The organism is Roseobacter sp. (genome assembly GCF_024639605.1).
In the GTDB taxonomy this organism is placed as follows: domain Bacteria; phylum Pseudomonadota; class Alphaproteobacteria; order Rhodobacterales; family Rhodobacteraceae; genus Roseobacter.
Genome location: NZ_JAHEHZ010000021.1, coordinates 1 through 26,532, shown reverse-complemented (window position 1 = coordinate 26,532; position 26,532 = coordinate 1). Strand labels below are relative to the sequence as shown.

The 26,532-nt window shown below is 59.7% G+C and carries 22 protein-coding genes and 3 tRNA genes; 16 read left to right on the top strand and 9 right to left on the bottom strand.

Features of this window, described 5'->3' with window-relative positions; all coding sequences use genetic code 11:
- Positions 1–17: 17 nt before the first annotated feature.
- Together Q0M35_RS04745 and Q0M35_RS04740 are read right to left on the bottom strand one after the other, a co-directional pair.
- The gene (locus Q0M35_RS04745; protein WP_295313071.1) at positions 18–1,283 is read right to left on the bottom strand and encodes a glycosyltransferase; all 1,266 of its coding nucleotides are present in this window, start codon (positions 1,281–1,283) and stop codon (positions 18–20) included.
- Positions 1,280–2,215 carry a GntR family transcriptional regulator gene (locus tag Q0M35_RS04740; RefSeq protein ID WP_295313070.1) on the bottom strand — a complete coding sequence of 312 codons (936 nt, stop codon included), beginning with the start codon at positions 2,213–2,215 and terminating at the stop codon, positions 1,280–1,282. Before Q0M35_RS04740 ends, Q0M35_RS04745 begins: the two co-directional genes overlap by 4 nt.
- Before the next feature lie 195 nt (positions 2,216–2,410).
- Between Q0M35_RS04740 and Q0M35_RS04735 the strand changes: the two genes are divergently transcribed.
- From Q0M35_RS04735 to Q0M35_RS04695, 9 genes are all read left to right on the top strand, one after another.
- Positions 2,411–3,454, top strand: a complete 1,044-nt coding sequence (locus Q0M35_RS04735) for a spermidine/putrescine ABC transporter substrate-binding protein (RefSeq protein ID WP_295313069.1) — start codon at positions 2,411–2,413, stop codon at positions 3,452–3,454.
- Between the two features lie 88 nt (positions 3,455–3,542).
- Positions 3,543–4,403, top strand: coding sequence for an ABC transporter permease (locus Q0M35_RS04730; RefSeq protein ID WP_295313068.1), 861 nt, complete (start codon positions 3,543–3,545; stop codon positions 4,401–4,403).
- Complete coding sequence (locus Q0M35_RS04725) at positions 4,396–5,187, top strand: ABC transporter permease (RefSeq protein ID WP_295313067.1); 792 nt, start codon at positions 4,396–4,398, stop codon at positions 5,185–5,187. Before Q0M35_RS04730 ends, Q0M35_RS04725 begins: the two co-directional genes overlap by 8 nt.
- Positions 5,184–6,242 carry an ABC transporter ATP-binding protein gene (locus Q0M35_RS04720; protein ID WP_295313066.1) on the top strand — a complete coding sequence of 353 codons (1,059 nt, stop codon included), beginning with the start codon at positions 5,184–5,186 and terminating at the stop codon, positions 6,240–6,242. Before Q0M35_RS04725 ends, Q0M35_RS04720 begins: the two co-directional genes overlap by 4 nt.
- A gap of 20 nt (positions 6,243–6,262) precedes the next feature.
- On the top strand, positions 6,263–7,540 hold the full coding sequence (locus Q0M35_RS04715; RefSeq protein WP_295313065.1) for a glycosyltransferase: 1,278 nt from the start codon (positions 6,263–6,265) through the stop codon (positions 7,538–7,540).
- Positions 7,537–7,896 carry a cupin domain-containing protein gene (locus tag Q0M35_RS04710; protein WP_295313064.1) on the top strand — a complete coding sequence of 120 codons (360 nt, stop codon included), beginning with the start codon at positions 7,537–7,539 and terminating at the stop codon, positions 7,894–7,896. Before Q0M35_RS04715 ends, Q0M35_RS04710 begins: the two co-directional genes overlap by 4 nt.
- Before the next feature lie 12 nt (positions 7,897–7,908).
- Entirely contained in the window at positions 7,909–8,253 is a 345-nt protein-coding gene (locus tag Q0M35_RS04705) for a cupin domain-containing protein (protein ID WP_295313063.1), read from the top strand.
- 85 nt (positions 8,254–8,338) lie between these two features.
- Positions 8,339–9,844 (top strand): aldehyde dehydrogenase family protein, encoded by a 1,506-nt coding sequence (locus Q0M35_RS04700; protein WP_295313062.1) that lies wholly within the window; start codon positions 8,339–8,341, stop codon positions 9,842–9,844.
- Between the two features lie 208 nt (positions 9,845–10,052).
- On the top strand, positions 10,053–11,027 hold the full coding sequence (locus tag Q0M35_RS04695) for a quinone oxidoreductase (protein WP_295313061.1): 975 nt from the start codon (positions 10,053–10,055) through the stop codon (positions 11,025–11,027).
- A 178-nt stretch (positions 11,028–11,205) separates the two neighbouring features.
- Here the strand turns inward: Q0M35_RS04695 and Q0M35_RS04690 are convergent, their stop codons facing one another.
- Entirely contained in the window at positions 11,206–11,862 is a 657-nt protein-coding gene (locus Q0M35_RS04690; protein ID WP_295313060.1) for a GntR family transcriptional regulator, read from the bottom strand.
- 136 nt (positions 11,863–11,998) lie between these two features.
- Here Q0M35_RS04690 and dctP point away from each other — a divergent pair, with 136 nt between their 5' ends.
- The 5 genes from dctP (at position 11,999) to Q0M35_RS04665 (ending at position 17,728) form a co-directional block, all read left to right on the top strand.
- A complete protein-coding gene (gene dctP / locus Q0M35_RS04685; RefSeq protein ID WP_295313059.1) occupies positions 11,999–12,979 on the top strand; it encodes a TRAP transporter substrate-binding protein DctP in 981 nt (326 codons plus the stop codon).
- 74 nt (positions 12,980–13,053) lie between these two features.
- On the top strand, positions 13,054–13,641 hold the full coding sequence (locus tag Q0M35_RS04680) for a TRAP transporter small permease (protein WP_295313058.1): 588 nt from the start codon (positions 13,054–13,056) through the stop codon (positions 13,639–13,641).
- Complete coding sequence (locus Q0M35_RS04675; RefSeq protein WP_295313057.1) at positions 13,641–14,957, top strand: TRAP transporter large permease; 1,317 nt, start codon at positions 13,641–13,643, stop codon at positions 14,955–14,957. Before Q0M35_RS04680 ends, Q0M35_RS04675 begins: the two co-directional genes overlap by 1 nt.
- Complete coding sequence (locus Q0M35_RS04670; protein ID WP_295313056.1) at positions 14,954–16,201, top strand: malonyl-CoA decarboxylase family protein; 1,248 nt, start codon at positions 14,954–14,956, stop codon at positions 16,199–16,201. Before Q0M35_RS04675 ends, Q0M35_RS04670 begins: the two co-directional genes overlap by 4 nt.
- Positions 16,202–16,210: 9 nt before the next feature.
- Positions 16,211–17,728 (top strand): malonyl-CoA synthase, encoded by a 1,518-nt coding sequence (locus Q0M35_RS04665; protein WP_295313055.1) that lies wholly within the window; start codon positions 16,211–16,213, stop codon positions 17,726–17,728.
- 115 nt (positions 17,729–17,843) lie between these two features.
- Here the strand turns inward: Q0M35_RS04665 and Q0M35_RS04660 are convergent, their stop codons facing one another.
- On the bottom strand, positions 17,844–19,679 hold the full coding sequence (locus Q0M35_RS04660) for a glycerophosphodiester phosphodiesterase family protein (RefSeq protein WP_295313054.1): 1,836 nt from the start codon (positions 19,677–19,679) through the stop codon (positions 17,844–17,846).
- A gap of 473 nt (positions 19,680–20,152) precedes the next feature.
- Between Q0M35_RS04660 and Q0M35_RS04655 the strand changes: the two genes are divergently transcribed.
- Together Q0M35_RS04655 and Q0M35_RS04650 are read left to right on the top strand one after the other, a co-directional pair.
- Positions 20,153–21,793 carry a hypothetical protein gene (locus tag Q0M35_RS04655; protein WP_295313053.1) on the top strand — a complete coding sequence of 547 codons (1,641 nt, stop codon included), beginning with the start codon at positions 20,153–20,155 and terminating at the stop codon, positions 21,791–21,793.
- Positions 21,793–23,385 (top strand): hypothetical protein, encoded by a 1,593-nt coding sequence (locus Q0M35_RS04650; RefSeq protein ID WP_295313052.1) that lies wholly within the window; start codon positions 21,793–21,795, stop codon positions 23,383–23,385. The genes Q0M35_RS04655 and Q0M35_RS04650 overlap by 1 nt, the downstream gene beginning before the upstream one ends.
- A gap of 42 nt (positions 23,386–23,427) precedes the next feature.
- Here the strand turns inward: Q0M35_RS04650 and Q0M35_RS04645 are convergent, their stop codons facing one another.
- From Q0M35_RS04645 to Q0M35_RS04625, 5 genes are all read right to left on the bottom strand, one after another.
- Positions 23,428–24,828: an RtcB family protein gene (locus Q0M35_RS04645; protein WP_295313051.1), complete on the bottom strand. Its 1,401-nt coding sequence runs from the start codon at positions 24,826–24,828 to the stop codon at positions 23,428–23,430.
- Between the two features lie 69 nt (positions 24,829–24,897).
- Positions 24,898–25,008 (bottom strand) — tRNA-Asp (locus Q0M35_RS04640).
- Between the two features lie 93 nt (positions 25,009–25,101).
- Positions 25,102–25,177, bottom strand: a tRNA-Gln gene (locus Q0M35_RS04635).
- Positions 25,178–25,257: 80 nt separating this feature from the next.
- Positions 25,258–25,320: transfer RNA gene (locus tag Q0M35_RS04630), tRNA-Ser, on the bottom strand.
- 18 nt (positions 25,321–25,338) lie between these two features.
- Positions 25,339–26,532: TROVE domain-containing protein (locus Q0M35_RS04625; protein ID WP_295313050.1), on the bottom strand; the 1,194-nt coding region annotated here is incomplete at its 5' end.

Genomic DNA, 26,532 nt, shown 5'->3' with positions numbered 1-26,532 from the left:
CGGGCGCCAAGCTGCGGTCAGAGAACCTTCAAAATCGACCGGGCCGCCTGCTGTGTGCCCGGCGTCGCCTGCATCCTTACCGAGATCTGCCGCAGACGGGTCAGCATTACGTCATCGGCCAGCAAGGCCGTCATCCTGCCGGCCAGTTCCTGCGGGCTCCAGTCATCGCGATGCATATGCGCACCGGTGCCTGTCTGCTCTGCGCGTGTCGCATTGTCATGGCCGTCCCAGCAATAGGGCATAATCAGCGACGGAACGCCAAAAAACATTGCTTCGCAGAAACTGTTGTTGCCGCCGTGATGAACAAAAAGATCCGCCTGCGACACAATCGACGGCTGCGGAAACCAGCTTCCGAGAAAAACATTATCCGGCACCTTGCTGTAGCTCTCAAGAAACGCGCCCACGTTGACAAAAAATCGCGCAGGGTACTGTGCAAATGTTCTGAGCATGCGAGAGATCAGATCCGTATCAATTGCGCCGAGACTGCCGAAACTCACATAAATCAGCGGACCCTCGTTGACCGGCAAGGGCGGCGGGTCGAACTGCGCTTCTTTGCGGACACACCCTTCGAGAAAGACGAAACGCTCAGCCGGCAACGGTGTGCGTCGCGAATGCCGGATAGCCGACGGCGCCAGCAGCAGATTAAGACGGGGTGACGCTTCCAGAAACTGACCCTGCGGCAGAGCGCTGAGACCACAGTCGCGCCGGAAAGCGTTGTACCGCCGGTGCGCCGCCTGCGTCGCCGCCAGATAGGCCGCCTCAAATTCCGGGCGCGCGGGATCATCAGCGGCCATGCCGGAAAGATAGGGCGGCACATTCTCATCCGGTATTTCGGTTTCCGTACAGGACACGACCCGCACCCAGGGCATGCCGGCATTGGCAATGGCGGGAAACATAATGACATTGTCCAGCACAATGCCCGCAGGTTTTATGCGTTTCAGCAACCGTTCAAGACCCTCTTCGGCCTGCATCGCGGTATCGACAATCGCCTCCCACGTGGGCGCAACATAGGTGGAGAGCTGTGCCGTCGGATCCTGGTTGAAATGCGCAACATGTGCGGTGACGAAATCCTGCCAGGTCTCGTCGGTTTGCGGGCCCGGCGCAGCGGTCGCCGGCAGCTGGTATTCTCTGAACCCGTATTCGGCAAAGACACCGTTAAAGCCCGGATGACAGAGAAAAACCGGTACCGCCCCCTCGCGCAGAAGCTGCTGTGCAATGCCCACACAGTTCAGCGCAGAGCCAAAACTTGCTTCGGGAAAAAGTGCTATGACGGGTTTGCTCACGGGGCAACTCCCAGACCGGGAGGCCGAAAGCCACGGCTAATCGCCTGAGGTTTGCGGATCTGACTGCGCCGCAGATGCAGAACCATCTGATCGGCTGCAAGCTGCAGTTGCATCCTCTCGAGGCTGTCCAGGATGCCCAGATGTTCCTGCAGCGACTGGCGCAGCCGGAAATCGGCGATGCTTACATCCTTTTGCGTTGACAGCCGCAGCCGCTGGTGGGCCAGCAGTACGCCCCGCGCAAACCGGTTGCCAGAGCTCTCCGCAATAAAGCTGTGAAAGGCGCAATCCAGATGCAGAAACGTCGCTGAGCTGAGTTTGCCATCAGGGCGCTGAAGAAATTCTTCGGTCTGCTGGCGCATGATACCGATTTTCTGGCTGTCCACCTGAAAGCCTGTCGCAAGAATGGCCTGTGGCTCCAGTACCAGCCTGAAGGCAAGGCTCTCATCGACCGCGTTCGGGGTATCCAGCATAGGTTGAAAAGCCCATGCCCGCCCTGGCAACTGAGTGACAATTCCGTCTGAGGACAGTATTTTTAGCGCATTTAGTACCGATGAACGCGAGCTGCTATAACGTCGCGAAAGTGCGCTCACAGAATGTACATCCGCAATCCGGCGCTCTGCTCTGTCAGAAAGAATACGCTCTGCAAGGGATCCCTCCATATCATCGGGTACCGCTGCGCTGTCGGCAGCAACCTTCTCCGGCGGCTGGTTGAGAACATACCCGCCCTCCTCACGACGACGCACTATATTCTTATCTTCCAGTATTTTAAAAGCTGACCTGACTGGTGTACGCGATACACCGCAGGCCTGCGAGAGCATGGCTTCCGGCAGGTGATCTCCCTCGGCAAATCCGCGCTCAAGCACAATCTCTGTAATCTGGCGGGCCAGTTTAAAGTGGTTCTGGCGCGTGTTACTGCGCGATACCGGCATCATTTAAACCTGCCCTGCAAAAATCCGGCGGCCCGCACCGGCGATTATTCCGCGACGACGAAAAAAGACCATAAATACAAATTGACGTATAATTTGTATCATTAATACTGACCCTAGAGCGGTCATATAGAATCGCAAGTCAATTTTCAGGGCCTGCATCCCTGACAGTCCAACAGACCTTCCAAGGAGATCACCGCCATGAAACGCTACCAACTGCATTGCAGTATCTGGATGACCGCAACACTCACTGCCTTTGGCATGCCCGCCCTCGCAGAGCCGCTGACCGTGTCAAACTGGGACGGCTATATGGCCGCCGATGCCATCGACAGCTTCAATGCCGAAACCGGTCACACCGCCGAACTGGTGCTGCATGCCACGAACGAAGAAATCATGGGCAAGCTGATCGCGTCAAAGGGGGTCGGCTATGACGTTGTATTTGTCTCCTCGCCCTTTGCCGAAGTGCTTCACAATCTCGGGCTCACAGAAGACCTCGACCACGAAAAAATCCCCAACATCGCGAACCTTTATGCCGAGGCCACCGAACTGCCGCATGATCCGGGCAACGCATTCTCTGTTCCTTACGCATGGGGCACGACCGGGCTCTGCTACCGCTCCGACCTTGTCGACACGCCGACGTCCTGGAACGACCTGTTGAAACCCGCGGAAGACGTCTCCGGCAAAACCACGATGCTGGCGACAGACCGGTGGCTGCTGGCGGCCGGACAACTTGCGCTCGGGTATTCCGTGAACGAGACCGACAGCGAGAAAATGGCCGAAGTACGCGATCTGCTGATCGACGCGAAAGGAACCCTGCTGGCCTATGACGACACTACATTCTACGCCAAACTGGTCTCCGGCGAAGCGGAACTGGTGCAGGCCTGGGACGGCTGGTGCAACTACGGCATCGGTGAAAATGCAGACATTAAATACACGATCCCGTCCGAAGGCTCCGATCTCTGGGTCGATACGATGGTGATCCTCAAAGCCTCCGGAAACAAAGAGGCCGCCTATGACTTTGTGAACTACATCCTGGACGCCGAAAACCATCGATGGGCGGCAGAGAACATCCTTTACAAAGTCCCCAACGAGCCCGCGATGTCGGGTGTTGATGCCTCCCTCATAGAGACGTTCCCGAACATGGGCATGTCGCCTGAGGAAATGCTAAAATTCGAACAGCTGCGCGATGTCGGCGGCGCACAGCGTGATTATTCGCGCCTGGTGTCCGAGATCAAAGCAAACTGATCCTCCCGGGCTCCGCTGTGCAGACAGGCGCAGGCGGAGCCCGACCCTCCCTCAATCGCTGCCGGCGCGTGCCGGCGCAGGGTTATTAATGTCCGCTGACCGACGCCCGCTGCTCCTGATGACGCCCGCCATGATCTGGCTCTTCGGGCTCATGGTGGTGCCCTGTGCGCTGATCCTAGTGCTCGCGTTTTTCCGGCGCGGGCTCTATGGCGGCATTGAATACACCTGGACGCTTGAAAACCTGGCGCTGGTCTTCGACCCTCTCTATTTTCAGATCTTCCTTAAATCTGCGGGCATCGCCGGGCTTTCTGCCGCGATCGCCTGTGTGCTCGGTTATGCAGCGGCATATGCCATCGCGGCCATGCCGCGCCGACACCAGCCTATGCTTCTCTTTTTCGCGGTGCTGCCTTTCTGGTCGAACTATCTGGTGCGCACCTATGCCTGGATCGTTCTGCTGAACCGCGAGGGGCTTATCGTGAACCTCGCCCGCTGGGTCGGATATGAAGGCGAGTTGCCCCAAATGCTCTACTCCGAGCAAGCGGTCGTGATCGGCCTTGTCTATAATTATCTGCCGTTCGTGATCCTCAGCTGCTATGCGCCGCTGTCGCGGCTCAACCCCGAAGTGAATGAAGCCTCGCGTGATCTTGGAGCCTCAGCATGGACCACCTTTCGCCGAGTGACACTGCCCATGACAGTGCCGGGCATCGCGACCGGGTTTGTCTTTGTTTTTGTGCTGTCGATCGGCAACTTCGTGACACCCGCCCTGCTCGGTGGCGGCCAGTTTCAGATGATCGGCAACCTTGTTTATGCGCAGTTCCTGACCGCCAATGACTGGCCCTTCGGCGCGGCTCTGTCGATGGTTCTGATTGCTGTGATGCTGGGCCTTCTGATGGGTCAGGCGGTGATGGCCGACCGGGCCTCCGGCGGGAAAGGGGCGCGCGATGGCTGAGCGCCATATATTTCGCCTCATGCTGCTGATCCTCGGCGTGGTTTTCGCCTTCCTCTATATTCCGATATCGGTGCTGGTGGGGTTGTCCTTCAACGATGGCGGGCTGCCCACAGCCTGGACCGGATTTTCCACCAGATGGTATGGCGCGCTGCTTACCAATGATGATATTCTGAAAGCTGCCGGCAATACCCTGGTGGTAGCGCTCTTTTCGACCGCACTTTCCACGGTTCTCGGAACCCTGCTTGCCATTGGCGTCGAGATACGGCGTCGCAACGGCAAATGGCTGGAAACCATAATCTTCGCACCGATGATCATCCCCGACATCGTGCTCGCTATTGCGCTTTTGTCGTTCTTCTCGCTGCTCGGCGTGAAAATGGGGCTGCATACGATTATTGTCAGCCATGTGGTGTTCAATCTTGCATTCGTCTGCGCCGTGGTGCGTGCAAGGCTGAAAAACTTTGACTGGTCGATCGTTGAGGCCTCGGGCGATCTTGGCGCCTCAACCTTTACCACCCTGCGTCGCGTGGTCGTGCCGGTTCTGATGCCTGCGATCATCGCCGGCGCGCTGCTGGCTTTTACCCTGTCGGTCGATGAATTCATCATCGCCTTTTTCACCGCAGGGGCCGGCCGCTCATCAATCACCCTGCCGATGCAGATTTTCGCGATGATCCGCTTTGGTGTGACGCCCGAAATTAACGCTCTTGCAACGCTGGTGATGGCCGTTTCAGTGGTCGCGCTTGCCCTGTCACAGCGGTTGAATAAAGGGGAGCTTCCCGGCCAGTGACACACCCCTTTCTCAGCATCCGCAACGTTTCAAAAACCTTTGGCAGCGTCCGCGCGGTTACGGATCTGTCGCTCGACATCGCGGAGAACGAGTTTTTTGCGCTGCTCGGCGCTTCCGGGAGCGGCAAGACAACGCTTTTACGGATGCTTGCCGGCTTCGAAGACCTGACCGACGGCGACATTCTGCTTGAAGGCTCATCCATTGCGGAACTCACACCCAACCGGCGACCGTTAAATCTGATGTTTCAGTCGTACGCGCTTTTTCCGCATATGACGGTCACGCAGAACATCGCCTACGGGCTCGAGATGGACCGCCTGCCAAAGGCCGAAACAGCTGCAAGGGTCAGCGAGATTCTCGACGTGATTCAGCTCGGGCATCTGGCAAAACGTAAACCTGATCAGCTCTCAGGCGGTCAGAGACAGCGCGTGGCACTGGCCCGCGCACTGGTCAAACGGCCAAAGGTACTTTTGCTGGATGAACCGCTCGGCGCGCTCGACAAAAAACTGCGCAGCGAAATGCAGCTGGAACTCAAACGGCTTCAGCATGAATTCGGCATCACCTTTATCGTGGTCACCCATGATCAGGAAGAAGCGCTCGTAATGGCCGACCGCATTGCGATCATGAAAGACGGCGCGCTGCTGCAGGTCGGCACACCGCATGAGATCTATGAGAACCCCGGCACCCGCTTTGCCGCAGATTTTATCGGAGTAATGAACTTTCTGCCGGTCAGCCGGACGGCCGACGGATTTGCCGCCCGTGACGGTAGCCAGATGATGTCCCGAGGCAACGCGGCGCCCGCCGGCACGCCGTTCGTTGCGGCCGTCCGCCCCGAACGGCTGCGGGTTGGCGGGACGGGCGACAACAGCCTGACCGGAGAGATAACGGCCCTGGCCTACCACGGGCTTGATCTGCTGGTGCATATCAGCACCGCGATCGCCGACGCACCGGTGATTGCCCGCATGACAGCAGATGAAGCAGACGGTAACGCCCCCGTGGTGGGCCGGCAGGTCACCGCCAGCTGGTCGGCGAAAGACACACATATTTTCCCCGAATGAACCCTGTCAGAGGAGACACCATGGAACAGAAAACATTTGCCCTTTTCCCCGAAGCCGCTTTCGGCCCGGCGCTCAATTCTGTGGGCATCGCCCAGGCGCTCAGCAAGATGGGCCATAAGGTCGTCTTTCTCTCTGATCCCGGTTTTACTGAAATCTACGAAGGGTACGGTTTTGAGGCCCATCCGGTGGCACTCTCCGAGCCTATGCCGCCTGAGCAGATGGCAAAGTTCTGGGAGGATTTCATCAACGGCCATATCCCTAATTTCCGCAAAGCGCCGATTGATCAGATCGACAACTATGTAAAGGAATGCTGGGAAGCGATCGTGGACAGCGCCAAATGGGCGCAGAAAGATCTGCCCGCCGTCCTCGACAAAATCAAACCGGATCTGATCGCGGTGGATAATGTTGTCCTTTTTCCGGCAATCAAACAGTATGGCGTGTCCTGGGTGCGGATCATCTCATGTTCGGAGAATGAAATCGAAGATCCCGCAATCCCGCCGCATCTGTCGGGCATGGCCGAGAACGACACCGAAGGGCACGCCGCCTTCCGGGCGAAATTTGAAGAGGTCATCGCGCCGATCCACGCGGATTTTAACGCCTTTCTCGCCGAATGCGGGGAAGACGCATATAAGATCGGGGAGTTCTTTGAGCCCTCGCCCTATCTGAATCTGATGCTCTACCCGCAGCCGCTGACTTATACGCGGGAAAACCCGCTCGATCCTGAGCGCTTTCAGTATCTTGAGGGCTGCGTGCGCGAGGATGCACCCTGGGAGGTGCCCGAGTTTGCGGCCAATAATGACGGCCCGCTGCTTTACGTTTCCTTCGGCTCTCTCGGGGCGGGTGACACGGACCTTCTCAAGCGTCTGATCACACTGATCGGCAAAACGCGCTACCGTGCGCTGGTCAATGTCGGCGACTACAAAGAGGAGTACTCCAACATCCCGCCCAATGTGATCATCGAAAGCTGGTATCCGCAGCCTTCGGTTATTCCGCAGGTCGACGTTGTAATTCATCATGGGGGCAACAACTCTTTCACCGAGTGCCTCTATTTCGGCAAGCCCGCGATCATCATGCCCTATGTCTGGGACGGGCATGATAATGCGATGCGCGTTCAGGAAACCGGGTATGGTTTCCGCTCGGACCGGTACGACTGGACGGACGAAGAGCTGATCGAAAAAATCGAAGCCTGCCTGAATGACAGCGAAATGGCCGGTAAACTCGCAGATCTTTCCGGTCATATGCAGGCCTGCGAAGGACCGCTGAAAGCTGCGAAGCTTTTGTCGGCGCTGGTTGAATGACAGAGCTGAGCGCCACAGCGCCACATATCCATGATGCGGCCCGCTATGATGATCTGGCGGACTGGGGCCCGCAGCCCGACGCGCTGTCGGGGGCCTCGCATTCCAGCGGGCGGCTTCTGTTCAAAGGTCCCGGCAACAGCCCGGAGTGCGGCATCTGGGTCTGTACGCCCGGACGGTGGCGCATTGCCGTGCCGCGTGATGAGTTCTGCTATTTTATGCAGGGCCGCGCGCAGTACCGGCATGACAACGGCGAGGTCGTTGATGTGTCCGCCGGCACTGCAGTGGCCTTTCGCGCCGGCTGGACCGGCGAAGCAGAAATCTTTGAGACAACCCGCAACAGCTATATGCTCACATGAGGCACGCATCCGATGAAAACACCTGTTCTGCGCGACCCCTGCTCCGTCACCGAAACAGTCGACTGGGGCGTCATTCCCACGATGATCGAAGGCACCTCCCGCGTCAGTGGTGTCGTGATGCACAAAGGCCCTGAGGGGCAGTCAGAATGTGGCATGTGGATCTGCACACCCGGCAAATGGGACTGTCACGTGACCTCGGATGAGTTCTGCCACTTTCTCGAAGGGCGCTGCACCTATGTTCACGAGAGCGGTGAAGTGATCGAAATACGACCCGACACGGCAGCCTTCTTTCCCAAAAACTGGAAAGGCGTCTGCACCGTGCATGAGACAATCCGCAAGGTCTATATGATCCGGTGAGCCGGGCGGCCCGTTATCCCGCCAACCGCGCGGCGATCAACGGACGTGGCACCGGACCGGCCCCGCAGAGCACAAGGACGAACCGATGACAGGAATCCTGAACGGCCGCTACTTCATCTCGCCTGATTTTCCGGTCAGCGCCGGTAAAACCCGAGCGGTGACGGACCCCGCCACGCTGGAGGAGGTCGGACAGCGCGCGGTGGTGACCCCGGATGAGATCGACGCGGCGCTCAGTGCCGTAAAAACCGCTCAGAGAGGATGGGCCGCTCTTGATGCAAAAACACGCGCAAAGCATCTTCATGATCTCGCCCGCCACATCGAAAGCGCCGACCTGAGCCACTGTGCGATCGTGATGAGCCGCGAGATGGGAAAACCTTACCCTGAGGCCATCGGTGAGCTTGCAAACTGTGCCCCTGTGTTCCGGTATTTCGCCGAAATGGCCCGGGATGACGCCGGCAAAATCGCGGGCACAACCCAGGCGGGTTCATTGCAGTTTGCGAAATACGAGCCCCTGGGCACATCAGTGCACATCATGCCCTTTAATTTTCCGGTCCTTCTGATGTGCTGGACAGTCGCGGCATCGCTCGCGGCAGGCAACGGGTGTGTCATAAAACCTGCTGAAGCAACCACGCTCTGCACACTGGAATTCATGAAGGTTTTCGCTGTACTGCCGGACGGTCTGATCGCCTGCCTGCCCGGCGGGGCCGCTGTCGGCGAAGCACTGGTGTCAAGCAAACACACCCATGCGGTTGCATTCACCGGATCGGTCTCTGCCGCCCGCCGGGTGGCAATCGCCGCCGCGGCGCATCTCAAGCCCGCCGTGATCGAAGCGGGCGGCTCGGATCCGATGATCATCAGCGCGCATGCCCCACTTGATATTGCCGCCGCCGGGGCTGTCACCGGTGCCTTTCACATGACGGGCCAGGTCTGCACCTCGACTGAAAGGCTTTATGTGGTGGAAAGCGTGCATGACGCTTTTGTCGATGCCTTCAGAGCAGAAACCCTTCGCCTGCGCATCGGCAACGGACTGGATAAATCCGAAATAGGCCCGATGGTCAGTGAGGCCGCACGCGACAAGGTCGAACGCCTCGTCGCAGATGCTGTCGCCAAAGGGGCCACAATCGTTTGTGGCGGCAGGAGACCGCCTGACCAGCCGGCGGGCTGGTTTTATGAGCCGACCATTCTGACCGGCTGCACCGGTGACATGGACCTTTTGCACGAGGAATGTTTCGGACCGGTTGCAGCAATCATGCGCGTGCCGGATTTCGACGCCGCCATCACAGCAGCGAATGCCTCAGAATTCGGCCTCGGTGCCTGCGTTTTCACCACCTCACTTGAAGAAGCTCACGACGCCCATGACCGGCTTGAGGCGGGGATGGTCTGGATCAACAACCCGATGATCGACAACGACGCGCTCCCCTTTGGCGGCTGGAAAGCCTCCGGGATCGGAAGGGAGCTCAGCCGGATGGGGCTGGACACGTTCCGCCGCTCAAAGATGGTGATCCTTGACCACAAACCGGTACGTCATGAATGGTGGTACCCCTATCCCGATGACTGGTTTCTCGATGCCGGCGGGCGCAGCATGTCCTGAAAACGCCCCTCCGGGGAATTCGGATACGGCAGCGTGAGCAGTTTGCGCGAAGGTGCCGCCGCGCCCCCCGGTTGCCGCAGTTCCCCGGTGCAGGCAACGCGCTCCTGCGCGCGCAGCAGATGCCTGAACACCAGAGCCGGTATGCACGCAGAGGATTGATATCCCCGGCGGAATAGCCTCACATGGGCATAAACCGGAGGAACAGCACATGGCACTCACAGCAATCATCGAAGAACACGGCGGGCCAGAAAAATTTAAGCTGGTGGAGCAGGAGGTCGGCGAGCCGGGTAAAGGAGAGGTTCGCATCGCTCATAAAGCCGTCGGCCTGAACTTCATCGACGTCTATCAGCGCACCGGCCTGTACCCGCTGCAACTGCCGCATGCGATGGGCATGGAAGCCGCCGGCGTGATCGAAGCGGTGGGTGAAGGCGTCACGCACCTGAAAGCGGGCGACCGCGCCGCCTATGCCTCCAATCCGCCCGGCGCATACGCCGAAACACGGGTGATGCCCGCCGCACAGGTCTGTCCTCTGCCAGAGGGCATTTCCTTTGAGGAAGGCGCCGCGATGATGCTCAAGGGCATGACCGTCGAATACCTTTTTCACCGCACGACGCCCCTGAGCGCCGGAGATACTGTTCTCTTTCATGCCGCCGCCGGCGGCGTCGGGCTGCTGGCCTGCCAGTGGGCGCGGTCAGAGGGGATTACGCTTATCGGCACTGCGGGGACCGACGAAAAATGCCAGCTGGCCCTTGATCACGGGGCGGCACATTGCCTGAATTACCGCAGCGGCGACTGGGCGGCTGAGGTGCGCAGCCTCACCGGGGGAAAGGGTGTGGATGTCGTCATGGATGCCGTCGGCAAAGATACTTTCGAAGGGTCGCTGGATTCGCTGAGACCCCTCGGGATGATGATTTCTTTTGGCAACGCATCCGGACCGGTGCCGCCGTTCGATGTCGGTATCCTGGGCAAAAAGGGATCGCTCAAAATCACCCGTCCGACGCTCTTTACACATATCGGAGATCATGAAACCTGTCAGGCGATGGCAAAGCATCTTGCAGACAAGGTGCTGGCCGGAGAGGTGAAAATAAACATCGGACAGCGTTTTGCCCTCAGCGATGTGGCGAAAGCCCATGAAGCGCTCGAAGCGCGGCAGACGACGGGCAGCACTGTTCTGGAAATCTGACCCCTCAGTTGCTGATCTGCCGTTCCGGTAAAGAACAAAGGTCATCGCACGGCGCGGTTCGCGTGCCGCGCGCCACAGTCGCATCGCGCCATTTGGGCGGTGCGCCCGCAACCTGTTTATGAAGCCTCGTCAGGGTCGTCCGAACAGATGAAGGTCCGGACAGAGTATGTCGGTACGTCTATTCCGCTGCCGTCTTCAGGCTGCGCATCAGGTGAAAGAACTTTTCACCCTGCACCGAAACATGTGCCCGTACCCGATCAGCTGCGAGCGTCGCATCGCTGTGCTCCAGAGCATCCACGATCGCTTCGTGTTCAGCCATCGACTGCCTGATCCGCCCGCGGAGCCTGAGCTGCAAACGGCGGAACGGTGTCAGACGACGGTGCAGACGCCGGCATTCCTGTTCAAGAAAGGAGTTGCCGGACTGCCGGTACAGAATTGCATGAAATCCTTCGTTCTCGCGGTAATAACCATCGGTGTTCTGAGCTTCGAGCGCCTTACGGCAGCTTGCGTTGGCACGGCGCATCTCTTCCAGCGCCTCATCGGTAATCCGCTCTGCGGCAAGCCGCGCACAGACCGCCTCAAGCTCTGCCATGACCTCAAACATCTCAACCAGTTCCACAGGGCCCGGCTGGCGCACAAAGACACCCCGCCGCGGAATCTGTTCGACCAGTCCGGAAACCGCCAGCCGCTGCAGCGCTTCACGCAACGGCGTGCGTGAGACCTCAAAACGCTCCGCAAGCTGCACCTCATCCAGACGCTGCCCGTCCTCAAAGGAGCCATCAAGAATCAGCCCTTCCAGTGTATCGGCGATGGCGTCTGAACGCTTTTGTCCCATAGACCCTGCATACAACGAATACTCTTCCCACACAATAAGGCTGTTATTGTATACAAAACTTGACGTGACGGACAATCGCTGCAAATGTCGGGCATGCTGCGCCCCTTCCGGGGGGCAAACCAGAGGGAGGAAAAGCATGTTTTTCAAAGCCACGGCCACCGCGGCCGCACTTGTTGCGTTCACACTGAGCGCAGAGGCCCAGCAACTCAGGGTGTCACATCAGTGGTCCGAAGGCGACGTCCGCCACCAGGTCGCACAAATCGTAGCAGATGAAGTCGCCGCCGCTGACGTCGGCCTCGAGTTGCAGATTTTCCCGAGCCAGTCGCTCTTTAAAGCACGCGAACAGTACAAGCCGCTGTCCCGCGGCCAGGTTGATATGATCGTATTCCCGCTTTCCTATGCGGGTGGTCTGCGCAATGCCTATAACCTGACACTGATGCCCGGGCTGGTGAAAAACCACGATCACGCTGCACGCCTGAACGAATCGCCATTCATGGAAGAGATCGAAAAGATCCTCGCAGAAGATGACGTGATGGTGCTGGTCCACGGATATCTCGCAGGGGGCTTTGCCGGTAAAGAAGAATGCGTGACCGGACCGGAAGACGTTTCAGGCAAGCAGATGCGGGCCGCCGGCAAGGCGTTCGAGCAGATGCTTGCAGGCGCCGGGGCGTCGATTGCATCGATGTCTTCTGCGGAAATCTATAACGCCATGCAGACGGGCGTTCTGGATGCTGCCAACACATCCTCGTCGTCTTTCGTCTCCTACCGCATCTATGAGCAGGTCGCCTGCTTCACGCCCGCGGGCGAGTATGCGCTGTGGTTCATGTATCAGCCGATGCTGATGAACAAATCGGTTTTTGACGGGCTGAGTGCCGAGCAGCAGGAAGCGCTGATGGCGGCCGCTGAGAAAGCCGAAGCCTTCTATCTTGAAGAAGCCAAGAAAGAAGACGGCGCCGCCCGCGACACTTTCGCTCAGAATGGTGTTGAGATTGCCGACATGACCGAAGAGCAATTCAACGCGTGGCGCGCGATTGCTCAGGAAACTGCATATAAAGCCTTCCTGGAAGGCTCGCCCGACGGCCAGAAACTGCTGGATCTGGCACTCGCCGTCGAGTGATATGACACCCCGGGGCGCGGCCACGTGCCGCCCCCGGACCTTACCGAACCCTCAAACACCGGGAGACGCCGCGCATGACCGGACCGTCCCATGGAACAGCGCCCGCTCAGCACGGCGGCAACATCTTTCTGCGCATTGTCGGATTTCTGAGTGTCCTGTCGGGGGTTATCTCCGCCTCACTGATCGTGATCTCCGTCGGTGTGACCTGCCAGATGATTTTTATCCGCTTTGTCCTGAACGGCTCGACTGTCTGGCAGACCGAAGGCGTCACCTACATGATGATTGCAGCAACAATGCTCGGTCTGCCGTATGTGCAATACCTGCGCGGACATGTGAATGTTGATCTGCTGCCGCTGATGCTGCCGGTGGGTGCGCGCAAAGGGCTGGCTTACATCGTTATGCTGATGACCCTTGCCGTCAGCGGCGTCATGCTCTGGAACGGCTACCATTTCTGGCACGAGGCCTGGGACTGGGGCGAGACGTCGAACACGCCGTGGAATCCGAAACTCTGGGTGCCTTATCTCGCACTGCCGCTGGGCTTCGGTCTCTATGCGCTGCAGCTTCTCGCAGACACCTGGGCCATGGCGCGCGACGTCGAACCACCCTTTGGCATTGATCCCGACGCCAGCCTCACCGATGCCCTTGCAGAAAGGTCCGAATAATGGATCCGCTGTCTCTTGGCGCGATCGTCGCCTGCGCCACGATCATCGTTCTTTTCTCCGGCATATCGGTGGCGTCAGGGCTGCTCTTTGTGGCCGCTGCTTTCCTGATTTTCTTTGACGGAATGTCGTCTTTGAGCCTTATGCCCGAGGTCTTCTTCGGAAAGCTCGACAACTTCGCACTGCTGTCGATCCCGATGTTCATTATTATGGGGGCCGCGATTTCCTCCACCCGGGCAGGTGCGGACCTCTACGAGGCACTCGAACGCTGGCTGACCCGCGTGCCGGGCGGGCTTGTCGTCTCGAACCTCGGCGCCTGTGCGCTCTTCTCCGCAATGAGTGGGTCGAGCCCTGCCACCTGTGCCGCGATCGGCAAAATGGGCATCCCCGAGATGCGCAAACGCGGCTATCCCGACAGCGTTGCGGCCGGATCCATCGCTGCCGGCGGCACACTGGGCATCCTGATCCCGCCGTCCGTTACGATGATCGTCTACGGCATCGCAACCGAGACATCGATCGGACGGCTATTCCTGGCGGGCGTGCTGCCCGGGCTTTTGCTGGTCAGCCTCTTCATGGCCTGGTCGCTTTATTCCACATGGGCTTCGGGTGATGCGCGCGTGCTCCGGTCCACCACCTATACCTGGAAGCAGAAACTCGAGATCCTGCCCCGCGTCCTGCCCTTTCTCGCCATCATTCTCGGCGTGCTCTACGCAATGTACGGCGGGATCGCTACACCGTCAGAAACAGCCGCCGTGGGCGCTCTGATGTGTCTGGTCATTGCTATGGTGATCTACCGGCTGTGGGACCCGCGCCAGCTCTGGGCAGTGCTGCGCGACAGCACGCGCGAATCCGTGATGATCCTTTTCATCATCGGAGCGGCAGGCGTGTTCAGCTACATGCTGTCTTCGCTCTTTATCACCCAGTCCATCGCGGAATGGATCGGCGGGCTCGATACCAACCGCTGGGTCCTGATGGCCGCGATCAATCTTTTCCTGCTGGTCGCCGGGTTCTTTCTGCCGCCCGTTGCGGTCATCCTGATGGCCGCCCCCATCCTGTTGCCGATCATCACAACTGCGGGATTTGATCCGATCTGGTTCGCTGTTGTGCTGACGATCAACATGGAGATCGGACTGATCTCGCCGCCTGTGGGGCTTAATCTCTATGTGATCAACGGCATCGCCCCTGACATCAAACTCAAGACGATCCTCGTCGGATCGCTGCCTTATGTCGGCTGCATGATCGTCGCCATCCTGCTGTTGTGCCTTTTTCCCGGCATCGCATTGTGGTTGCCCGACTTCGTGATGGGAACCGCGCTGTGACAAAGCTCGCTGACCTGCTCTCCACACTGTTTGATCGCCGCTACGGCCGGTCAGGTGTCAGCGATGTCAGCGAAGGACCGATCAGAGACCTCACCGCCGAACTGATGGGCGCCAAGGGGGAGATCACCGGGCTGAGCGTTGCCCGCGCCGTTCTTGACCGGTACGCAGGCTTTTCCGACGACGAAAAGCTCGGGTTTTTCCGGCATCTCGCCAGCGATATGACCCTGAATCCGGATCGCGTGCGGGCCGCCCTCGACACCTATGAAGCCGGCGAAACAAAGGAGAGTTACGCCGCCGTGATGATAGCCGCAGAGCCTGGACGTCAGGAACTGATACGGCGCCTCAACCAGATACCCGGCGCCACCGGCGCGCTTGTAAAGATGCGTGCTGACCTTTTGCGGCTTGGCAGGGACGAGGATGCACTCATGGCGCTTGACCTTGATTTCCGCCACCTCTTTGTCAGCTGGTTCAACCGTGGGTTCCTGGTCCTGCGCCCGATTAACTGGGAAAGCCCGGCACTTATTCTCGACCGGATCATCGCCTATGAGGCCGTGCACGCGATCAGCTCATGGGCAGACCTGCGGCGCCGGGTAGAGCCGCGGGACCGCAGATGTTTTGCCTTCTTTCACCCCGCGATGCCGGACGAACCGCTGATCTTCGTCGAGGTCGCACTGACCCGCGGCATCCCGGGCTCGGTCCAGACCCTGCTGGCAGAAGACCGTGAGGTTCTGAGTGAAGAACAGGCCGATACGGCCGTCTTTTACTCCATCTCAAACTGTCAGGCGGGGCTGGCCTCGATCTCTTTCGGTAATTCCCTGATCAAACAGGTTGTCGCTGATCTGTCGATTGAGTTGCCGGACCTTGCGACCTTTGTGACGCTCTCGCCCATCCCCGGTTTTGCGCGCTGGACGGAGACGCTGAACCTGCCCGGTCCTCCCGAAGAGGACGACGCGCTGCGTGCGCTCGCCGCGCGATATCTGGTGGAAGCAAAACGCCCGGACGGACAACCGCTTGATCCGGTCGCCCGTTTTCACCTGGGCAACGGGGCCTCAGTACATCAGATCCACGCAGGCGCAGACACATCGCCCAAGGGCCGGGCGCAGTCATTCGGGGCAATGGTGAACTACCTTTACGATACGTCCCGCGTCTCGCAGAACCACGAACGCTTCGCGGCCTCTCAGGATGTCGCGATGTCTGCTGATGTCCGGAAACTGGCCTCGGCGGCGGAAAAGGCGATTGCATAGGAGCAGCCGATGACCAACACCCTTTACGACGCCCTTTTCGACCCGCATGCCGGCAAAGATACTCCGTTTCTGCACCTGCCCGGCGGGGACACAATTAGCTATTCTGCGTTTCTCGACATGGCTGCCCGCATCGCGCAGGTTCTGACTGACGCCGGCCTCGCCCCCGGTGACCGTCTCGCCGCTCAGGTAAAAAAATCACCGGAAGCACTGGCGCTCTATGCGGCCTGTGTGCAGGCAGGCGTTGTGTTTCTGCCGCTCAACACCGGCTACACAACAGATGAGCTAGAGTACTTTATCAGCAACAGCGGCGCGCGGCTTCTCGTTTGCGACCCCTCTGACGAAGACCGTCTGGCACCGCTGGCCCGTGCGCATGACGCGATGCTGCACACGCTTGGTCCGGACGGTCAGGGGTCTCTGATGCCTGCCGCCAGAGAGCAGAGCGGTGATTTTAAGACGGTGGCCCGTACACCGGATGATCTTGCGGCGTTTCTGTACACATCAGGAACAACAGGGCGGTCCAAGGGCGCGATGCTCACCCATGGGAACCTGCTCTCAAACGCCCTGACGCTGAAAGACCTGTGGCGGTTTACTCAGGAGGACGTGCTGCTGCATGCTCTGCCGATCTTTCACACGCACGGGCTGTTCGTCGCGACGAATACGGCACTTGTGGCGGGTGCCTCAATGATCTTTCTGCCAAAATTTGAAACCGGTGCAATAATCGACCGGCTCAAAGAGGCAACGGTCATGATGGGTGTGCCGACCTTCTATACCCGGCTGCTTGGTGATCGCGGTCTGACGCGCGAACTCGCGGCAGGCATGCGCCTTTTCATCTCGGGCAGCGCCCCTCTGCTGGCGGAAACCCATACCCGGTTTGAAGAGCGCACAGGCCACCGGATCCTTGAACGGTATGGCATGACCGAAACCAGTATGAACAGCTCCAACCCCTACGACGGCGAGCGCCGGCCCGGCACCGTGGGGTTCGCTCTGCCCGGTGTCGAAATCCGGATCATCGACCCCGACACGGATAAACTGCTACCCGCCGGAGAAGTCGGACAGATTGAGGTGCGCGGCCCGAATGTGTTCAAAGGCTACTGGCAGATGCCCGAGAAAACCGCAGCCGAACTGCGCGAAGACGGTTTTTTCATCACCGGAGATCTGGGCAGTTTCGATGCGGACGGCTATCTGCAGATCGTCGGACGGGGCAAGGACCTGATCATCTCCGGCGGCTACAATATTTACCCAAAGGAGATCGAGGTGCTGCTCGACGCGCAGCCTGGCGTGCTGGAATCAGCTGTGATCGGCGTGCCGCACCCCGACTTCGGTGAAACGCCCGTGGCGCTCGTCGTCCCCGGCGAAGGTGCCGAACCCGACACGGATGCACTGGCAGAAGCGGTCGGAAATTCGCTCGCGCGCTACAAGCATCCGCGTTCGATCTTGCTGATTGATGAATTGCCACGCAACACGATGGGCAAGGTTCAGAAAAACATGCTCCGCGACACCTATAGCGGCCTCTTCGGGCCTGCCTGATTGCCCGTCCGGCCGGCGGTCCCGTGTGGCGTCATGAAGCGCGCAGCCTTTCCCGGACCCTTACAGCCATGCACTGCAGCGGCCGCACTTCAAAGGCGCATTTCGGTGTCGTCCCTCAGGGGCGCATTTCGGTGTCGTCCAGCAGGCTGTCGGTCAGGCCGAAATGCTCAAGAAAAACCAAAAACGCCCGTTCGTGCGTTTCGAGTCCGGCATGCCGTTGCAGTGCAGCCCGGGCCAGCGCCGGCTCATCCGTTATCAGACCATCAACGCCAAGCGAAACCATCGCCAGCATGTCCAGCGGGTCATTCACAGTCCAGACAAAAACCTTTTTGCCCTGTTGAGCCGCATTACGCACAAGTCGTGGTGTGACCAGCCCGGTATTCACGGCAATGAAATCTGCGTCCAGCCCGGACAGATTGCCTACCGCCGTTGCCGCCAGAACACCCGAAGGCCAGTCCGGACGAAGTGCGGCCATTTTGCCGACGGCAGGATATTTGAGCGACATGAAGGCCACCTGGTCATTCATATCCGCCGCATCGACCACGGCCGCTGTGCGCTCCTCCAGCGCCTGATCATGACCGTAGTATTTCAGCTCGATGAGCAGCCGCGCTTTATCACGCGTAACTTCAAGTGCGTCAGCGAGGCGCGGCACGCGCTGATCTGAGTAGGCAGGATCGAACCAGGACCCGATGTCGATATCATCAAGGTCTTCCGCTGTTGCGTTCCAGATTTTCAGATCAACCTGTGCAAGCTTCATAAAATCGCTGTCATGCATGACGACGACGTCACCCTCAGCCGTCTCCTGGACGTCGATTTCGACCCAGTCTGCGCCGGCATCGACCGCCGCCTGCAAAGCGGCAAGGGTATTTTCAGGGTGCGACCCGGCAGCCCCCCGGTGCGCAATGACCAGCACGTCCTGATCGCTCTTCACCCCCTCGAAAAGAGTCACAGCGGTAAAGCCACCGATCATCACAACCGCTCCGATCCCCACCGCGCACAGGGCCGGCAGTGACAGCCCGGCAGGCGTCAGAGCCTCTCCCCCGGTCGTCGCCTGCACCGGCCCCTCGTAACGGGCATCAATGATCCGCGCGAGCGCCCCGAGGGAAATCGCCGTTATCACAAAAGCAGTAACCGCCCAGAGCGAGGTGATCAGCACGGCAAGCCCGAGACGAAGTTCAAAGTTCCCCTCCGGCTCGGAGAGCATCAGTCGCAGCACGGCCACAAAACCGACCCCGACAAAGAAATGCGCGCCTGCGCGAATGGCGTACCACACCAGAAGATCGCGCAGCAGGCCCCGGCGCTTTGTGCGCATATCCTCCCGGCTTCGGTTGAACGCCTCGCGCGCGTGGCTGTGCCCCAGCAATACAAAATGCAGCGATACGGCCCAGCTCAGCAAACGCGACAACAAAAGCGGCACAAGTATAGCCGCCAGAGCCCCGCCGGTTACAACCGCCCATATGAATTCAGGCGGCCGGAACGTCAGATAATAGTTGATGTCATAGGCTCCGATCAGATGCCGGGCGACAAGCATGCCGGCAATCACGAACGGCCCGGAAATAACCAGGATGCGCAGGATCAGCCCGGTGGCATATCGCATCAGATGCGCAAAACGTCGCCCGGTCCTTCGCAGCGCCCGCGCCAGTGCCGTTGTGGTTGCTGCACTGTCCGGATTGCGCAGATTGATGGTGATCACAGCAAAACCGATGACCGTGCCCAGCAGTATCAGAGCCGCAATCAGCAGGAATACCGGAAGCCCGGCAGGCGACAGAATAAACCATGCAATGTCCTGATCTGTCAGCGCCTTCTGGCCGGAGATTTCTGTGGCGAACTGAACCGCGAGCCCGAGAAGCGGAGCGATCACCGCGAGGCTCAGCAATCTGACGCCCAGCAGCAACGGGACCAGAAACCGTCTGCCCGCCCATGCCTGGCCGTAAGCTGCCCGGACATTCACGGGGCAGGGTTCCTCTGGTCAGCACGGCAAGATAACAGGCGTATCACCCTGCTCTGATCTGTCATACTTTCCTCCGGACCTCAGAGAATGACTGGCCGCAGGCTATCCGGGGAAGCAGATGTTTGGAATACGCAAAACGCCTCACGGTTTGTGTGTTTTCCTGCATCACCCATCGGACAGACCCGCGCACCCGTGCCGCGCACAGGCGTATTGCCGTCCAGTCCGGGCCTGAACGGAGCCCGCCGCAAGACGCGCGACCGCCCGCAGCCATCATCGGTTTGGGAGACCCGCCGGACTGTTTCGCGGCCCTGAACTGCCCACAGGTTTGATTTTTCCACAGGAAAGAGTACTCTGATAACGTGTATTGATATACTTCACGCAACCCGCCGGAAGGATTTTGCCATGCAATCCGGTCCCCGTCCCGCCTGTACTTCTGGTTTTTACGCCAGCGCCGGGCCAGAGATCAGCCTGACATGAAACAGGTCACATTCTCCGTAGCACTTGAAGTGCGCCCCGAAAGTGCAGCCCGGGTCGCGTCACTTATCGAAGACCTCAAAGACCGCGAAGACCACCCGTCCGGCGGAACAGTTGATAACTTTGCGCGGCTCAGAGAGGGTATCCCGTGTCTGCACTTCATGTCGATCAGCGTGTTCACAAATTCCAGCTATGATCCGACCCTTATCCTTGAAGCAAACTTCGACGGGGAGCCCCGGGATTTCTGGAAACAGACCGACGCGCTTATGGGCGAGGCCCTGCGCGAGATCATAAGATGCTGCAAAGCGCCGCTTGATGAGGACGGCCCGCTCTATCACAAGGTCACCGCCGAAGGCTCCACCGTGCCTGCGACCCGCTATCTCGAAGCGCGCGCCGGCGCTCCCAGCGTTTTTCATCATGGCAACCGCGGCCTGGCGCGTGACCGTATCCTCAATGATGCCAGCCTCTTTCGTGCACTGCGGGCAGAACTCGACAATCCCGACAACCAGGGCCCGACCCCCTATCGCAACGCGAGCCTGCAGCAGGTGCATCGCAGACTGCGTGAAGCGATGCTGCCCGATCACCCCTGGCTTGACGATCCGGCACCGCCCCGGGTTCCGGTGACACAGCGCATCGGCGATATTATCCGCCTGCTCCTCTTTGTAACCTTTGTCATTGCGGTCTTTTCGGCGCCGGGGATTCTGATTGCTGCCTGGCTTGACCCGCAGATCTTCGTCACGCTGGTGATCGTGCTGTTTATCATGCTCGCCTTCGGCATCGTCAGAAAGTTTGACCCGCTCCCCGGCACCGAGGTCACGACGGGCTTCAGCCTTGCGCGTTTCTTCCTGCGCAACCTGCCGCTGATCGTGCTGATCGTCGTGCCGCCGCTGGTGATACTGATCATTCTAGCGCTGTGCATTGTCGGGCTGCTTGCCGGGCTGGGCCTTGCAGAGGGTGGTTTTGACGACTGGAAATGGCCGGTCGTACGCACCGTGCTGCTGGGACAACTTGGCATGCTCTTTACTGTGCCGGCGACCATCCTGTGGCTGCGCTATCTGGAACGACGGGATACCTCGCAGGACGCGCCACCGGTTGATGCAGACATGGTCGCACAGATGGCAAGGCGCGAAGACTGGATTTCACAGAACCACATGGGATCCATCGTCAATATTCGCCCGGGTGTGCTGCGCACTCTGATCGTGCGCACAGGTCATCGCGGCCTGGGGCTGTTGTTGCGGGTCAAGGCGACCCGCGGGTATCTGGGCAGCATGCGCACAGTTCACTTCGCCCACTGGGCCTTTCTTAACAACAACAGCCAGCTGCTGTTTGTCAGCAACTTTGACCAGAGCTGGGGCTCCTATCTCGACGATTTCATCGAGAAGGCACATGTGGGCCTGACCCTCGCCTGGGGGTGCGGCGTGGGCTTTCCGCCAACGCGCTATCTGATTTTCGACGGCGCCAGCCACGGACGACGCTTCAAAAACTGGGCGCTGGCTTCGCGCAGTGTCAGCAGGTTCTGGTACAGCGCTTATCCCGGGCTGTCGGTCGATCAGGTCGAGCGCAACCACCGCGTCGCCACGGGTCTGCGCAAAAGAGAAATGACGCCTGGAGACATCCGCACCTGGATGAGGGATCTGTGATGCAAAACCCGTCCCCGAAATGGAAACTCAGCCCGCCTGTCGCCGCCGATACCCAGGCGCTCGTGGTAAGCGGATTTGGCCGGCTCGAAACCGGCCGCTCCCTTTTTGCGGCACTGCCCAGTGAGGCAGGAGGTGCCTGGCTTAAGGCGCTGAACGACAAAATTCCCGTGACCGACGCCGCCCGCACCGGACGCGGCAAGGTATTGGATCGAGCCGCCGCGATTGCCTTTACTGCATCAGGGCTTGAACGGATCGGGCTTTCGGAGGCCACACTGGCATCTTTCGCACCCGCGTTTCGCGAAGGCATGTTTCAGGAAGACCGGCTGCGCAGACTGGGCGACCGGCGCAAAGACAAATGGATGGATACCGTGATCAAGGGCGGTCCGCGCTGGAGCGGCAATGTCGCCGCCCCGGAAACCATTAATGCGCCTGAGGCCTATAGCGTAGGGCCTGAGAAGGTGTCCTCGCACATCACTACCGATCTCACGGTACACGCACTGATCCTGCTGTATGCGCATACCGAGGCTGACGCAGATGCGCTGGTGGAAGTGGCCCGCGCGGCACTCGAACCGCTTGATGTGAAGATTGTGCATCAGTTGCCCCTGCTGCTGGATGTGGAAAGCTCAGGCATCAGCCGGGAGCATTTCGGCTTTGCCGACGGGTTGTCGCAACCGCTGCCCTTTGACGCCGGTGGTGCAGTTGAACGCGGCGGCGAGACGGTAACGCAGCCTGATCCGGTGCACGGCGTGCCACTGGGCGAGTTCCTGATGGGGTACAGCAACGGCCACCAGGAGCACCCGCCCGGACCCGTTGTTCCGGGTGAACCCGACGCGCCGGATGGCGGAAGGCCCGAACGCGCAGGCCTCAGGCCACATGCCGAAGCGCGCGGTTTTTATGATTTCGGGCGCAACGGCAGTTATCTGGTGGTCCGCGAGCTGCATCAGGATGTTGCTGCTTTCTGGAAAGCCATGAATAAAGCCTCTGAAATCATCCGGAGCAAAGACCCGGACGCCACACATATCACAGCCGGCTGGATTGCCGCCCGCGTCGTGGGCCGCGACAAAGAAGGCCACCTGCTGCGCCCCGGCGGACCTGCCCCCGCGGGCAGAAACGATCTGCCGGACAATGATTTTCTGTTTTTTGACAAAGACAGACACGGGTTCGGCTGTCCGCTGGGCAGTCATGTGCGCCGCGCCAACCCCCGCGACTCTCTGGCCCCCGAAGAGAGCATGAAAGAGACACTGCTCAGCGCCGCCAACAATCACCGGATCCTGCGCCGCGCGCGTAAATACGGCAGCAATCTTGCAGACCCCGGTACCGATGACGGCGCGGACCGCGGGTTGCTCTTTATGTGCCTGAACACGGATATCGCGCGTCAGTTCGAATTCGTGCAACAGACCTGGCTGCTGAATTCGGATTTTCACACGCTCTTTGAGGAAGTCGACCCGCTGGTCGGACCCGATGGCTGGATGACCCTGCCCGAAGATCCGTTGCGCCGGCGCATCGAAGTTCAGACCTTCGTGCAGATGGCAGGGGGCGAGTATTTCTTTCTGCCCGGAATGGCTGCCCTGCGGTATCTCTCGCTGCTCTGAGACCGTAAAAAAGGCCCGCACCTGAAAATTGCGGGCCCTCGTTTATCTGCGGCGCTTTTTCTTTCGTTCCATCCAGAATGGCGGGATATCGCCGGCCATCATGCACCCGTAAGGGTCGATGTAATCCTCGATATCCGCCAGACCGAATTTCTCAATCTGCGCCACCACAGACGCCGCGTCCTTGTAAGACGACGGCAGTTCCGAAGCATCGACACCACCGGCAGGAAAGCGGATATCAAGCCCTGCGGTTTCCGCCTCCAGCGCCTGCTGCGCCGTGACATCTCCCATGCGCCGCTTGTGCTCGGAGCGCGAGAAGTTGCGCCCTGCCCCGTGCGGCGAGAACCCCAGCCCGTGGTCCGCGTCCCGGCCCCGTACGACCAGAACCGGCTCAGACATATTGAGCGGGATCAGGGTCAGCCCGGTCGCATCCTGCGCGTAATCGCCCCAGGCAGGGGTCGCGCCCTTGCCGTGAAAATACAGGTCATTGCGGCGAAAGACGAAGTTGTGTTCGTTCCAGAACCGCTCTCCCGGCCGGGCCTTTGACGCTTCCACCGTCGCCTGATGCAGCGCATTGTGGTTGGCTTTGGTCCACTTGCGGATGAGCTGCAACGCCGCCCAGTAATCCCGGCCCTCTTGCGTATCCGCCGGAATCCATGCGTTTTGCTTCAGCGTGTCGGGCGAAAGCTCTCTGCGGAACCGGTCGGCCACCTGCATCCCCAGCTTATAGAGCACCGCCCCCGGCCCGCGTGAGCCGTGATGAGTGATCATCGCAGTGCGCCCTGTGGCACGCGACCGCCCGACAAACAGAAAATGGTTGCCGTCACCCTGGGTGCCCAGATGTTCCACCGCCATACGCAGGATTTTCGGGTTGTTCAGAAACGGGTTCTCCCGAAACGCATCCATCAGCTTTTGCGACAACGTGTAACGCCGCCCGTTCGCCCGTCCGCCGGGACCGAAATGCGTGACCTGTTCGGCAGCATCCAGCACCGCTTTCGGATCAGCATCGCCCATATCGGTCATCATCACCGAACAGCAGATGTCGGCCGAATGCATGCCCGGGTGAATCGCATTGCGCGCGGCTACTACGCCGCCCACAGGGATCGTGCCCACCGGCCCTGCCGGACAGGCATCCGGCATCACGGCTGCCGAAACCACAGTCGGCGTGCGCATAACTGCCATCATCGTCTCATGCACCTGCCCGAGGTTTTTCACCTCATCCGGGTCGTCCGATGCTTCGATATTGAAATGAAACGGCACTTCGCCCGCCTTTTGCAAGGGTGTGACAGGCGCGGGTTTCAGCGGCTCAATCCGTTCGCGGATCGCATTCAGGTTATCGCCCGCCGCTTCGGCGGCCTGTGCCATTTCCAGCGCTTGCCCAAAGGCCTTGCCGGGCAAATGCCCCCAGGCTTTCAGTGTGTCGGATGTAATCTGTGTCTCAGTCATAATCTTTACCTTCAGTTTAAAAACAGGGCCCGAACAAGGCGGAGTCAGGATGATTTTTCGCCACCGGCCTCGGCCGGACCGGATTCGAACCGGCATGGCACCCCTTTCGGGATGCCCCTCCCTGTGACAGAGAGGGCGTGTACCTTGTAATCCTGACGGGCATTTCAGGCCCCGGGTCCGGGGGACAAGTGGATCGTGAGATGCCTTTCGGCGATCGGGTCCAGCGATGTAATCCCACGGGCATTCCCCCGGATATTTTCCTTTCTGTTTGTCTGGCTGGAAGGGCAGGATTCGAACCTGCAACCCCTGATACCAAAAACCAGTGCTCTGCCGGTTGAGCTACCTTCCATCATGTGTCCCGGCGACAAGTGTGGGGTGAAACATATGTGCTCTCCCTGACTGAGCTACGCGGGGTGCAACAGGAAGCGCAGCCCACGGCAGGATTCGAACCTGCGACACCAACATTAACAATGTAGTTCCACCAGCATTCGCCGGGGTTGTTGTCCTTTCTTACAGTTTTATTTCGTTGATCCGGCCGACCCAATGGGCCGCCCCGAGTGTTCCCGCAGCAAATCCCGCGATCTGCTCGAAGACGGTGTCCGAGAACCCGCCGATGTTCAGCACGTCTTCACGTTCGGATGCCTGCGTCGTCCCGTATGGGGCGATGTCGATGCACACGAGCCGCGCCTTTGCATTCCGTCGCTTCAACGCTTCCCATTTCTGCATCATCACAGTGCCCCGGTTACCGGCCTGAGCATGCGCCCAGGACTGGTTATCAGAGACCATGATCACCAGATCGGGGTTGCGCCCGCGCTCCAGCAGCCAGTCGAGTGGTGCGGCACAGTTCGTTCCGCCGCCCCGTTCATCCGCCAGCCGTGCGGCGTTCGTCAGGATCGTATCGAGTGGCTCGAGGCGCGTATCGCGGACCGTTACCTCGAACGGCAGCACAGTTGCGGACGGATTCCGGCGCAGGATAGCAGCAGCGACAAGGGCTGCGACATCCACAAACCGCGTCGCTGTGGTGGCCCCTTTACGGTAACCGGTCACAGCACCCGACATGGACCCGGAGACATCAGGACAGATAACCACCTGTCCCGGCAGCACCGGAACACTGGCAACCGACAGCTCCATCGCATCGTGCAGGGCCTCGCGGATCTCCCCGGGGATCTCCGGAGACAACGCCTGATACGCGGTCATCAGCTGGTACGGGAACACCCGTGCCTTTGCGATCAGCTCAGGATCCCGCAGCCGTGCGGCCACAAGCCGCCGCATGTTGCGCATCTCCAGAACCCCGTGCCGCTGAAACGTGTTCAGGTTCATCCGGGTCATCTGCCACGACGCATTTTTCGCGATCTTCGCCCAGTGTTTCGGGGTAAGTGGCAGTTGCGTCAGCATCTGAAACGGCACATCCGGCACGGCCCCTTTGCCGGTGTCTTTGAACCGAAGGTAGTCCTGCAGCAGTGACGGCAGAAGGGCCACATCACAGGGCTTGCCGATGATCCAGGCAAAGAGCGCCTCGCGCGCCGCCGATGCAGGTTTCGGGTGCACCATCCTGATGACATCGACCAGCGACGGATTGTTACCAACGCCGGCCTGCAAAAGCGCCCGGTCGGATGCCTCATTGAGCCACGTGGCCACCATCCGCTTCGGCGCAGACCCGAGTGATTTACGCCCGGTCTGACCGGACCGCATGATCTGCACAAA

What these genes read in the sequence shown, in the direction of transcription:
- Q0M35_RS04735 (WP_295313069.1), top strand. Translation starts at nt 2,411, where the DNA reads ATGAAACGCTACCAACTGCATTGCAGTATCTGGATGACCGCAACACTC.
- Q0M35_RS04715 (WP_295313065.1), top strand. Translation starts at nt 6,263, where the DNA reads ATGGAACAGAAAACATTTGCCCTTTTCCCCGAAGCCGCTTTCGGCCCG.
- Q0M35_RS04690 (WP_295313060.1), bottom strand. Translation starts at nt 11,862, where the DNA reads ATGGGACAAAAGCGTTCAGACGCCATCGCCGATACACTGGAAGGGCTG.
- Q0M35_RS04680 (WP_295313058.1), top strand. Translation starts at nt 13,054, where the DNA reads ATGACCGGACCGTCCCATGGAACAGCGCCCGCTCAGCACGGCGGCAAC.
- Q0M35_RS04675 (WP_295313057.1), top strand. Translation starts at nt 13,641, where the DNA reads ATGGATCCGCTGTCTCTTGGCGCGATCGTCGCCTGCGCCACGATCATC.
- Q0M35_RS04645 (WP_295313051.1), bottom strand. Translation starts at nt 24,828, where the DNA reads ATGACTGAGACACAGATTACATCCGACACACTGAAAGCCTGGGGGCAT.
- dctP (WP_295313059.1), top strand. Translation starts at nt 11,999, where the DNA reads ATGTTTTTCAAAGCCACGGCCACCGCGGCCGCACTTGTTGCGTTCACA.
- Q0M35_RS04655 (WP_295313053.1), top strand. Translation starts at nt 20,153, where the DNA reads ATGAAACAGGTCACATTCTCCGTAGCACTTGAAGTGCGCCCCGAAAGT.
- Q0M35_RS04710 (WP_295313064.1), top strand. Translation starts at nt 7,537, where the DNA reads ATGACAGAGCTGAGCGCCACAGCGCCACATATCCATGATGCGGCCCGC.
- Q0M35_RS04695 (WP_295313061.1), top strand. Translation starts at nt 10,053, where the DNA reads ATGGCACTCACAGCAATCATCGAAGAACACGGCGGGCCAGAAAAATTT.
- Q0M35_RS04665 (WP_295313055.1), top strand. Translation starts at nt 16,211, where the DNA reads ATGACCAACACCCTTTACGACGCCCTTTTCGACCCGCATGCCGGCAAA.
- Q0M35_RS04725 (WP_295313067.1), top strand. Translation starts at nt 4,396, where the DNA reads ATGGCTGAGCGCCATATATTTCGCCTCATGCTGCTGATCCTCGGCGTG.
- Q0M35_RS04740 (WP_295313070.1), bottom strand. Translation starts at nt 2,215, where the DNA reads ATGATGCCGGTATCGCGCAGTAACACGCGCCAGAACCACTTTAAACTG.
- Q0M35_RS04650 (WP_295313052.1), top strand. Translation starts at nt 21,793, where the DNA reads ATGCAAAACCCGTCCCCGAAATGGAAACTCAGCCCGCCTGTCGCCGCC.
- Q0M35_RS04730 (WP_295313068.1), top strand. Translation starts at nt 3,543, where the DNA reads ATGTCCGCTGACCGACGCCCGCTGCTCCTGATGACGCCCGCCATGATC.
- Q0M35_RS04705 (WP_295313063.1), top strand. Translation starts at nt 7,909, where the DNA reads ATGAAAACACCTGTTCTGCGCGACCCCTGCTCCGTCACCGAAACAGTC.
- Q0M35_RS04700 (WP_295313062.1), top strand. Translation starts at nt 8,339, where the DNA reads ATGACAGGAATCCTGAACGGCCGCTACTTCATCTCGCCTGATTTTCCG.